This window comes from Propionivibrio sp. (assembly GCF_016790145.1).
In the GTDB taxonomy this organism is placed as follows: Bacteria; Pseudomonadota; Gammaproteobacteria; order Burkholderiales; family Rhodocyclaceae; genus Propionivibrio.
In genome coordinates, this window is record NZ_JAEUOI010000190.1 from 1 (window position 1) to 9,430 (window position 9,430).

Annotated in this window: 13 protein-coding genes; 6 read left to right on the top strand and 7 right to left on the bottom strand. The window is 60.0% G+C overall.

Annotated features, from left to right (window positions below):
- A partial coding sequence (locus JNM42_RS15645) for a histidine kinase dimerization/phospho-acceptor domain-containing protein (protein ID WP_294272194.1) occupies positions 1–1,019 on the bottom strand: 1,019 nt, incomplete at its 3' end.
- A gap of 540 nt (positions 1,020–1,559) precedes the next feature.
- On the opposite strand from JNM42_RS15645, the gene JNM42_RS15650 reads away from it, so the two are divergent.
- Genes JNM42_RS15650 through JNM42_RS15660 form a run of 3 tightly spaced genes read left to right on the top strand, consistent with a single transcriptional unit; the run spans position 1,560 to position 3,586 of the window.
- Positions 1,560–2,186 carry a polymer-forming cytoskeletal protein gene (locus JNM42_RS15650; protein ID WP_294272197.1) on the top strand — a complete coding sequence of 209 codons (627 nt, stop codon included), beginning with the start codon at positions 1,560–1,562 and terminating at the stop codon, positions 2,184–2,186.
- Between the two features lie 19 nt (positions 2,187–2,205).
- Positions 2,206–2,904 carry a GNAT family N-acetyltransferase gene (locus JNM42_RS15655; protein ID WP_294272202.1) on the top strand — a complete coding sequence of 233 codons (699 nt, stop codon included), beginning with the start codon at positions 2,206–2,208 and terminating at the stop codon, positions 2,902–2,904.
- A gap of 22 nt (positions 2,905–2,926) precedes the next feature.
- The gene (locus tag JNM42_RS15660) at positions 2,927–3,586 is read left to right on the top strand and encodes a hypothetical protein (RefSeq protein WP_294272204.1); all 660 of its coding nucleotides are present in this window, start codon (positions 2,927–2,929) and stop codon (positions 3,584–3,586) included.
- Between the two features lie 38 nt (positions 3,587–3,624).
- Here the strand turns inward: JNM42_RS15660 and JNM42_RS15665 are convergent, their stop codons facing one another.
- From JNM42_RS15665 to JNM42_RS15690, 6 genes are all read right to left on the bottom strand, one after another.
- Positions 3,625–3,951, bottom strand: coding sequence for a hypothetical protein (locus JNM42_RS15665; RefSeq protein ID WP_294272207.1), 327 nt, complete (start codon positions 3,949–3,951; stop codon positions 3,625–3,627).
- 110 nt (positions 3,952–4,061) lie between these two features.
- Entirely contained in the window at positions 4,062–5,015 is a 954-nt protein-coding gene (rocF, locus tag JNM42_RS15670) for an arginase (RefSeq protein ID WP_294272211.1), read from the bottom strand.
- Between the two features lie 4 nt (positions 5,016–5,019).
- A complete protein-coding gene (gene lipA / locus JNM42_RS15675) occupies positions 5,020–6,003 on the bottom strand; it encodes a lipoyl synthase (protein WP_294272216.1) in 984 nt (327 codons plus the stop codon).
- The gene (lipB, locus tag JNM42_RS15680; RefSeq protein WP_294272233.1) at positions 6,000–6,635 is read right to left on the bottom strand and encodes a lipoyl(octanoyl) transferase LipB; all 636 of its coding nucleotides are present in this window, start codon (positions 6,633–6,635) and stop codon (positions 6,000–6,002) included. The genes lipA and lipB overlap by 4 nt, the downstream gene beginning before the upstream one ends.
- 64 nt (positions 6,636–6,699) lie before the next feature.
- A complete protein-coding gene (locus JNM42_RS15685; RefSeq protein WP_294272219.1) occupies positions 6,700–6,978 on the bottom strand; it encodes a DUF493 domain-containing protein in 279 nt (92 codons plus the stop codon).
- A gap of 117 nt (positions 6,979–7,095) precedes the next feature.
- A complete protein-coding gene (locus tag JNM42_RS15690; protein ID WP_294272222.1) occupies positions 7,096–8,229 on the bottom strand; it encodes a D-alanyl-D-alanine carboxypeptidase family protein in 1,134 nt (377 codons plus the stop codon).
- Positions 8,230–8,518: 289 nt separating this feature from the next.
- Here JNM42_RS15690 and JNM42_RS15695 point away from each other — a divergent pair, with 289 nt between their 5' ends.
- The 3 genes from JNM42_RS15695 to JNM42_RS15705 all read left to right on the top strand — a co-directional run bounded on the left by JNM42_RS15695 (position 8,519) and on the right by JNM42_RS15705 (position 9,412).
- Complete coding sequence (locus tag JNM42_RS15695; protein WP_294272224.1) at positions 8,519–8,743, top strand: addiction module protein; 225 nt, start codon at positions 8,519–8,521, stop codon at positions 8,741–8,743.
- A gap of 159 nt (positions 8,744–8,902) precedes the next feature.
- Positions 8,903–9,187 (top strand): DUF4160 domain-containing protein, encoded by a 285-nt coding sequence (locus JNM42_RS15700; RefSeq protein WP_294272227.1) that lies wholly within the window; start codon positions 8,903–8,905, stop codon positions 9,185–9,187.
- Positions 9,188–9,262: 75 nt separating this feature from the next.
- A complete protein-coding gene (locus tag JNM42_RS15705) occupies positions 9,263–9,412 on the top strand; it encodes a hypothetical protein (protein ID WP_294272230.1) in 150 nt (49 codons plus the stop codon).
- The last annotated feature ends 18 nt before the right edge of the window (positions 9,413–9,430 follow it).

Sequence of the window (9,430 nt, forward strand, 5' to 3'; positions counted from 1 at the left end):
GCCTGAATCTGCAACTCCCGTCCCTGCACCACGTCGGCCAGGAGTTTTCTCAATGGCAGCGGCCGATAGCACAGGCGGCGCGCCTCGAAGGCCGCGGCATTGAGCCGGAGCAGGCTTTCTATATGTCGCTGCAAGGCCATCACGTTGTCTTGCAGGATATCGACGACTTCCTGTTGCGATCCTTCAAGCGACCCGACCACCTCTTCCTGCAGCAGCGCGATGCCTTCGCGCAGCGCCGTCAGCGGGGTCTTCAATTCGTGCGAAACATGGCGCAGGGTGCGCTCGCGCTCCGCTTCCAGTTCGCCCAGACGACGTCTCAGCCAGTCCAGGCGGCGTCCGACTCGCCGCAGGTCGGCGGGTCCGCCAACCGTTACCGGCTGGTCGAAGCGGCTCTCACCCAGGCGTTCTATCGATCGCTCCAGACTGACTATCGGTCGCGCCAGCCACCAGCCCATTGCCAGTGCCACCAGAAAGGCACCGACGACCGCCGCCGCCACCAGCCGGGTCAAGTGCTGGCGACTCTGTCCAAGTTCGGCCAGCATGCTCGCCTGCTGCGCGTCGATCCAGCGCCGGCCGGTATGCTCCAGTTCGCTGTTGACCCTGGCTAGCCGGTTCAGAAAAGGTAACAGCCCGGCCCGTGGTGACGCCTGGTGAAGCCCCTGGCTGAGCTGCTCAACGGCCTGTCGCCAGGCGCCGGGCAGTTTCCCCAGCGGCTCCCCCGGCACCGAATCCAGGCGCTTCACTGCGGCCAGTGAGTGGCTGACATTCTCGTCGAAGCGCCCGAGCAGGGCGGCATCGTTGAGCACCATGAACTGGCGCGTGCTGCGTTCGAGATCGACCGTCCGCTCGGCGAGCTCCTGGATCGACGCGCTGAGTAGCAGTGCCTGTTCATTAACCTGCCGGCTTTGTTCGACAAACTGCCCGAGTACAAGCCAGCTTCTTACCGCAGCCCAACTGAGCAGCAATGCGATCAACAGGAATCCGGCCAGCATGCTCTGGCGGAACGATATTCGAATCATCTCAGAGGCTGTGAATTAAAGGAAAAAACCTCCCGAGCCTTCATTCCGGCGCCCTCCTTACACACTCCCGACGTGGCCTTGGGCCATGGGGTGCGCCGGGGTGACACGCGTGGAAATCAGGCAGCGATGATTTTTAACAAACTCTCAGGAGTCAGGTAGTTTCATGCGCAAGGTTCAAAATTTAGTTACGCGCGAGTAGTGTAGACCACCCGCAAGACCCCATGTGTAACAAATTGCGCCCTGGCAGGTGTAAAAATGGCTGGGAATAATATTATTAGCATAATATAAACAATGCGTTACGATTGTTGTCGCTGCCTGACGACAGCGCAAGTCGCTGAGCCTGCGGGATTTTGCAAAATAGTCCGGAAATCCTGTCGCTTTTACCCGACAGCTTCAGCGACAAATGCAAACCGAAAAATCGGGTATCCAGGATAGCCGACTGTTTATTAGACGAAATTCAAGTCTGGCACGGACCTCGCTATGAGTCACTCGACTCGTCTCTCCCGGTCTTCGTTTTAACCTCACCCAAAAGGAAAATCCATGTTCAACAAACCCGGCGCTTTTGGCCGCAACGATCCCATTACCCGCCGCGACGCCCAACCCTTACCCGGCTCCGGTTCCCCGGCCGCGCTGACAAGTTCTGACAAGAGCATGAATGCCGCAAAGGAAACCACCGGGAACCCCGCTGACGCCCAGACCACAAGCACTGCAACGGTGTCGAATGCCCCTGTATCCGCCACCATCGCTGCCGCCACCAGGGAATCATCCGCCAACGATAACGTGATGGGCGCGCGGCTGATTGTTGGCCCCGACGTCAAGCTCAAGGGCGCCGAAATCCTCGACTGCGACACGCTGGTGGTCGAAGGCCGGGTTGAGGCGACGATGGACAGCAGGGTCATCCGGATCGCCGAGAAAGGCTCTTTCGCAGGCAAGGTCAGCATTGATATCGCCGAAATCCTTGGCACCTTCGAAGGCGAACTGACGGCCCGTTCGCAACTGATCATTCATTCCACCGGGCGGGTGAGCGGCACGATCCGCTACGGCAAACTGGTGATCGACGAGGGCGGAGAGCTGTGCGGAGACATCAACGTACTTTCCGAGAAAGTGGCCTCCCAGGCCCGACCGGTGGTTGAGCCCTTCGTCGCGCTCAGCGCAGCGGCCGGTTGAGTAAGTACGGAAACCAATCATGCTGAACGCCATCAACGCCATCCGGCTTCAGGACAGGCCCATATCCCTTGATGGACAGTTCATTGGCTCGCTCGACACAGTCTATCGAGCGTCCCGGGGGCGGCCGCACTCTCGTGGATACCACATTCGTCCGGTGCGCACACCGTATCAGCATGGCCTGGCCGGTATGCTGGTGCGGAGGATGTACTCGGGGTGTGGTTACAGCACTGAATCGCCAACGCACAGACTGGACGATCCGAACCGAGTAACCTTGGTCGCATGGCATGCGGATGATGTTGTGGCGACCCTGACCTTGGGCCGGGATTCAACCGACGGCTTGCTTGCGGATGCGCTCTATGCCAGAGAACTTAACAGCCTGCGTCGCCCGAACCGGATTGTATGTGAAGTAACAAGATTGGCAGTCAACCCGGATTTCAGCCACCGGGACTTGCTGACTAACCTCTTTCAGGCCGCACTTCAGTACGGAAAGGACATCTTTACGGGGAGCGATGCCGTGATCGAGGTCAATCCGCGCCATGCCAGCTACTATCAGCGCATGCTCGGTTTCCAAAAGATCGGCAACTTGCGTCAGTGCCAGCGTGTAGATGCGCCTGCGGTTCTCCTGCACCAGGAACTCGATGGCATTGCCATCCAGACCGGCAATCCCCCGGACTCATTCAGCAACAGCGATTCCTGTCAATTCGCGGCCACCGGCTGAGAACCATACACTTCATTGCCTCATGCACACCGCCATCAATTCCAAGCGGCTTCCTGAAATGGCCTTCGCCCAGTACGGGCAGGCCAGACGTCCGCGCGACGGAGCTTGTCGGCTGTTCCCATCGCTCAGACCGCTGTGGGGCCTGCTGCCGCGCTGTCGTGGTTACGACATTCGCCCAGTGCAAACCTTGAACCAGCATGACGCAGCAAACATGCTGGTGCAGCAGATGCACGTCTGCTGCGGCGATAACAGCAAATCGCACGGGCAGCGGATGGACGATCCGAATCGGGTAACCCTTGCCGCCAGGCAATACGATGAACTGGCGGCGACGCTGACGCTAAACCGCGATTCCTCTGAGGGCTTGCTGGCAGATGCGCTTTACGCCACGGAACTAGCCAGGCTGCGCCGCCCGGGGCGGATCGTCTTTGAAGTTTCGAGGCTGGCGGTGGATCCGGATTTCAGCTCACGCGATTTGCTGATCGCCCTCTTTCAGGCGGCCTTCAAGTACGCCAAGGATTTTTTCGCGGCCAGCGATGCGGTGATCGAGGTCAATCCGCGCCATTCCCGTTATTATCAGCGCCTGCTGGGCTTCAAGCAGATCGGCAGGCAACGGCACTGCCGACATCACGACGCGCCTGTGGTTCTCCTGCACCAGAGACTGGATGGCATGGTCGGGCAGTGAGGCTGAGATGTTCGCGCCCGTTGCTGAACGACTAGCGCTCAGCCGCCGATCTTCCTGGATACTGACATCGCCGTGTCTGAGACTGTTTTTGAGGCATTCGAAACCATCTGGAGGGTTTGCTGCTGCTTCTGGAGCTCGTTCTGCAGATCGATATTCGCGAGTTGCGCGTCGTTCCCAGCATCGTTCAAGTAGCTCTGGAAACCACCTCCCTGGAAAACACCTCCAACAACGCCCTGCAGCTCCTTTTCGGATAACTCATCGACCGAAATTTCAAAGCCGTGGCGCGCCGCGAGTTCGATCAATTCCCTTGAAAGTTCAGGCTTCGCCGAGACAAGCGCGAGGAAGTCGGTGATCGTTCCCTTCATGATATTCTCCCTTCTAATGTCGCTTGAGTAGCTCTATGTACAGGAAATGCAAAGCTACACTTCCAATATAGGCGACCTGAAAGCCCTGTCAAACGCGTTCAAGGGGAGATTTATCGGCGGGAATTTCCGGTCGGTGTTGTCGCTTCGCTCTTGCGCATCAGGGTGCTTTTTCCGAACAGGCTTTCGATCAGATCGACGGCCAGTTCTGCGGTCTGGTTACGTATGTCGAGGGCAGGGTTGAGTTCGACCACGTCGAGCGATGCCAGTCGCCCGCTGTCGGCGATCATCTCCATGCACAGTTGCGCTTCGCGGTAAGTCGGGCCGCCGCGCACGGTAGTGCCGACGCCCGGCGCAATGTCGGGGTCGAGAAAGTCGACGTCGATACTGACGTGCAGGTGGGTGTCCGGTCCGATCAGTGCGAGCGCCAGTTCCATGGTATGGCGCATGCCCATCTCGTCGATAAAGCGCATGTCGAAGACCTCGATGCCGATATCATGCACCCGGCGCTTCTCGCCTTCATCGACGCTGCGGATGCCGATCTGGCGAAGCTCCCTGGGGTTGAGTACGGGCGCGTGGCCGCCCAGTGCGATCAGTTCCTGCGGGCCGTGGCCGCACAGGCAGGCGACAGGCATGCCGTGGATGTTGCCGCTCGGCGTCAGGGTGGCGGTGTTAAAGTCGGCATGGGCGTCGAACCACAGCACGCGCAGTTTCCTGCTCCGCTCTCGGCAATGGCGGGCGACGGCGCTGATCGAGCCGATGCTCAGCGAATGATCGCCGCCCAGCAGGATCGGCAGACGATCGGCCTTGAGTTCTTCGTAAACTGCGTCGTGCAGCAAACGGTTCCACAGCACGACTTCGGGCAGGTGCCGGAAGCCATCGACGGCAGGCTGCCAGGGGTTGGCCGGCCCAGCAAGATTGCCGCAATCCCTGACCTCGCTGCCAAACTGCTCGATGGCCTTGGCGATACCCGCTACACGCAATGCTTCCGGCCCCATGCGGGCACCCAGTGTGCCGGCACCGACGTCGGTTGGCGCGCCGATGAGGCTGACGCCCTGCCGGATCATGGCTTTACCCCACACCGGCGCTGTGTGCCTGCTGATCGGCCCAATAACTTGAGCGCACCATTGGGCCGCAGGCGGCGCCGGTGAACCCCATCTTTTTGGCTTCTTCCTCGAACATCGCAAAGGTATCCGGGTGCACATAGCGCGAGACCGGCAGGTGGTGCGTCGAGGGTGCCAGGTACTGGCCGATGGTCAGCATTTCGACGCCGTTAGCGCGCAGGTCGCGCAGCACGTCGAGAATTTCATCGTCGGTCTCACCCAGCCCGACCATCAGGCCGGACTTGGTCGGCACCTGCGGATAGCGCGCCTTGAATTGCAGCATGAAGGCCAGCGAGTGCGCGTAGTCGGCACCGGGACGTGCCTGCCGGTAAAGGCGCGGAACGGTTTCCATGTTGTGATTGAGCACGTCGGGCAGCGAGCGGCCGAGCACATCGACGGCGATCTCCAGGCGGCCACGGAAGTCGGGGACCAGCGTTTCGATGATGGTGCCCGGCGATTTTTTGCGCACCGCCGAAATCACGTCGACGAAGTGCTGGGCGCCGCCGTCGCGCAGATCGTCGCGGTCGACGCTGGTGATGACAACGTAGCGCAGCTTGAGGCTGGCGACGCTGTCGGCCAGGCTGGCCGGTTCGTTCGGGTCGGGCGGCAAGGGTTTACCGTGGCCGACGTCGCAGAAGGGGCAGCGGCGCGTGCAGATGTCGCCGAGAATCATGAAGGTGGCGGTGCCGCGCCCGAAGCATTCGCCGATGTTCGGGCAGGCGGCTTCCTCGCACACCGTGTGCAGTTTCTGCTCGCGCAGCATCTTCTTGATCTCGCCGAAGCGGCCGGCGTCGTTGCCGGCCTTGACACGAATCCAGGCCGGTTTGCGCAGCGGTTCAATGGCCGCAATAACCTTGATCGGGATGCGTGCCGTTTTCAGTTCGCCCTTCTGCTTGACGCCAGCAACCTTGCCGGCTGCTTTGCCCGGTTGCGTATTCTGCTGCTCGCTCATGCTAGCTCCAGTTGTTGCGTGAGGTGGCTCACGAGGGCTTCCGCCGCTTGCGCCGGCGTCAATGCAATCCCCAGATCGCGCGTCTGGGTAACCGCCATGCCGGCATAGCCACAGGGGTTGATCGCGGCATAGGGTGACAAGTTCATATCGACGTTCAAACTGACCCCATGATAGCAGCCGTTCTTTTTGACGCGCAGCCCGAGCGCGCCAATCTTGGCCACTGTCCCGGCCAGTTCGACATAGACGCCGGGAGCACCGTCCAGCCGCCTTGCGCCGACGCCGTGTTCGGCCAGCAGGTCGATGAGCGCCTGCTCAATTCGGTTGACGAGTTCGCGCACCTTGAGACCGCGGCGCGCCAGATCGAGCAGCAGATAAACCACCACTTGGCCGGGGCCGTGGTAGGTGATCTGCCCGCCGCGATCGATCCTTACCAGGGGAATCCCGTTCTCTGCAAGCCGATGTTCGGGTTTGCCCGCCTGCCCGAGCGTGTAGACCGACGGATGCTCGCAGACCCAAAGTTCATCGATGGTTTCTGCATTGCGGCTGGCTGTGAAATCGAGCATCGCCCGCCAGGTTGGTTCGTAGTCTGCGAGTCCGCAGTAGCGGACAGTTAACCGTGCGGAGTCAGGGATCGGGAGCGAACCCACCAAGTTTTTGTGGCGGTATTTCTCCTCGCCGCTCACGCTTGACTCCTCACTAAAGTACTACCTTGACCAGCGGGTGACAGCTCAGTTCGCGATAGAGCGCGTCGAGCTGGAGCCTGGACGTGGCGTTGATGGTGCACGTCAGGCTGACGTATTTGCCGCCGCTCGATGCGCGCATTTCCATCGTTGCGCCGTCGAAATCCGGGGCATGGGAAAGCACGACTCCGAGTACCGCCTGCGCCAGCGCGCCGTCGGCCAGACCCATGATCTTGAGCGGGAAGGCGCAGGGGAATTCGAAAAGGGTGTCCGCTTGGGGTGGGGTATCAGGCATCGGCGCGACGCATTACCTCGTAGCCGCCGGCCCCGAGCAGGAAGCTGCGCTCGAGCGGTAAAACCCTGGCCCCGGCGAGCGGCAGCAAGCGACCGTCGAGACAGGCGCTCATGGCTGTCAGTTGAACCACAGCCGCACGCTGTCGATGGCTCGACCGAAAATATTGGTGACCGGCACGCCTTCGATGGCCACAACGGGGTAGTCGCCAAACGGCTTGCCGTCGAGGCTCACCTTCATCGTGCCGACGACCTGGCCCTGGGTCACCGGCGCCATCAGCGGCTGCTGCGAAACGAGTTCGGTCTTGATGCGCGGCGCATAGCCCTTGGGGACGGCGAGGATGAAGTCACTGGTGAAACCGGCCTTCAGCGTTTTCTCCGTTCCTTTCCATATCTTGAGATTGGACACCGCCTGATCCTTGGCATAGAGCTGTACGGCATCGTAGAACTGGAAGCCGAAGTTGAGCAGCTTCAGCGACTCCTGAGCGCGCACGCCGTCGGAGGCCGTACCAAGCACGACCGACAGCAGGCGGCGCTGCCCGCGCTTGGACGAGGAAATCAGGCAATAGCCGGCGCCTTCGGTATGCCCGGTCTTTACGCCATCGACCGTCGGATCGAGCCACAGCAGACGGTTGCGGTTGGGCTGGGTGATGTTGTTGTAGCGGAATTCCTTGAGCGAGTAGTACTTGGCGTAGTCCTCGGGAAAGTCGCGGATGAGCGCACCGGCCAGGATCGCCAGATCGCGCGCCGTGGTGTAGTGCTGCGGATCGGGCATGCCGGCCGAGTTGCGGAAGCTGGTCGCCTTCATTCCCAGGCGTTGCGCCTCGCGGTTCATCATCTGCGCGAAGTTGTCCTCGCTGCCGGCAATCGCTTCGGACAGCGCAACGCAGGCGTCGTTGCCGGACTGCACGATCATGCCCTTGATCAGATCCTCGACCTTGACCTGTGTGTCGACCTGGATGAACATGCGCGATCCTTGCGCCTTCCAGGCTTTCTCCGACACCGTCACCATCTGGTCGATCTTGATCGTTCCCTGCTTGAGCGCGGAGAAGGTGAGGTAGGCGGTCATCAGCTTGGTCAGCGAGGCCGGCTCGATACGTTCGTCGGGAGCCTGCGAAGCGAGTTCCTGCCCGGAAGCGGTTTCGATGAGCAGCCAGGATTTGGCGGCCAGTGCAGGTGGAGTGGGCATCTGCTGGGCAAAGGCCAGCACCGGAAGCAGCAGCAGAACGAGTAAAAGCGATTGAATCTTGCGCATGGGGAACCGAGTCGTTGTTGAAAACCGAGATTATAACAAGCGGCAAGCTGGCTCCTACCTTGTGTTCCCTGAGCGATTTTGTAACGGCCAGCACAAAGGCCACAAGCTCGGTTGGTGGGAATAGCCCAGCGGGCTTTACTGGCTTTACGCTAGACGTTTAGCGTAAGAGTTGCGCCTTGGCCTGCGCAAGCTGTGGCGGACGTAAAAAAAGTGGATAGCGCAATAGTTTTCCGTTGCCTGGGATCAGCGTAAAGTCGAATGCAGCAACAGCAAGCACGAGGAATGACCGATGAAAACGAATGCCCTGATGGACGAAATTATCTACCTGCCTGTGGAAGAACGGGCGCGCATCGCCGAAGCCCTGTTGCAAAGCTTCAATCTGCAAGATGAAGCTATAACCGCCGCCTGGCTATCCGTAGCCAACCGTCGCCTGAACGAGGTGGCCAGCAGTCAGGTTCAGACGATTTCGGGAGAACAGGTATTTGAGCGAATCCGGCAGCGCCACGCTCGATGAACTTTGAGTTTCACCCCGAAGCGACCGAAGAGTTCAAAGCTGCGGTCGATTGGTACGAAGATCGTGAAACCGGCCTTATTGATTTATCGCGAAGCGTATCGGGTATATTTGTAATGTGCTGGAGGACAGTTCGTCGACTGCACAAGCGGAGAACTTCATATGCCGACGATCAGCGAGTTTTTCGGTATCGTTATTCAGATGTTCTGGCGCGAACATGCGCCACCGCATTTTCACGCGCTTTATGGCGAACATGAAGCGCTGATCGATATTCGAACGCTGGAAGTGATGGCAGGCAAGCTCCCCAGACGAGCGTTGGCGCTGACGATCGAATGGGCCGCCGAGCACCGGAGCCAACTAACCCGACTTCCGCTATTCGCCGCAATTTTTCCGATTTTTGATGAGCTTCGTGCGCATAAGTGTCTGATCGATAGGGCATGGGAGTGAGCAAAACCGTCAAAACACGCTGTAGTGCCGACCTTGCCCCTTGCGTGATGCTTGTGTCGTGTGCCTATTATCGGCATGTTTCTACGCTGCAAGACACGAAAGAAGGATGGCAAGACGCACCGCTACTGGAGCGTCGTCGAGAACTGTCGGCGCAAGGGCGGGGGTATGGTGCAGCGTCACGTGCTGTACTTGGGCGAGATCAACGACGCGCAGCGCGCCGCCTGATGCAAAACGATCGACGTG

Coding starts and splice junctions, on each gene's coding strand:
- JNM42_RS15650 (WP_294272197.1), top strand. CDS start 1,560: ATGTTCAACAAACCCGGCGCTTTTGGCCGCAACGATCCCATTACCCGC.
- rocF (WP_294272211.1), bottom strand. CDS start 5,015: ATGATCCGGCAGGGCGTCAGCCTCATCGGCGCGCCAACCGACGTCGGT.
- lipA (WP_294272216.1), bottom strand. CDS start 6,003: ATGAGCGAGCAGCAGAATACGCAACCGGGCAAAGCAGCCGGCAAGGTT.
- JNM42_RS15695 (WP_294272224.1), top strand. CDS start 8,519: ATGAAAACGAATGCCCTGATGGACGAAATTATCTACCTGCCTGTGGAA.
- JNM42_RS15705 (WP_294272230.1), top strand. CDS start 9,263: ATGTTTCTACGCTGCAAGACACGAAAGAAGGATGGCAAGACGCACCGC.
- JNM42_RS15665 (WP_294272207.1), bottom strand. CDS start 3,951: ATGAAGGGAACGATCACCGACTTCCTCGCGCTTGTCTCGGCGAAGCCT.
- JNM42_RS15660 (WP_294272204.1), top strand. CDS start 2,927: ATGCACACCGCCATCAATTCCAAGCGGCTTCCTGAAATGGCCTTCGCC.
- JNM42_RS15690 (WP_294272222.1), bottom strand. CDS start 8,229: ATGCGCAAGATTCAATCGCTTTTACTCGTTCTGCTGCTGCTTCCGGTG.
- JNM42_RS15700 (WP_294272227.1), top strand. CDS start 8,903: ATGCCGACGATCAGCGAGTTTTTCGGTATCGTTATTCAGATGTTCTGG.
- JNM42_RS15655 (WP_294272202.1), top strand. CDS start 2,206: ATGCTGAACGCCATCAACGCCATCCGGCTTCAGGACAGGCCCATATCC.
- JNM42_RS15685 (WP_294272219.1), bottom strand. CDS start 6,978: ATGCCTGATACCCCACCCCAAGCGGACACCCTTTTCGAATTCCCCTGC.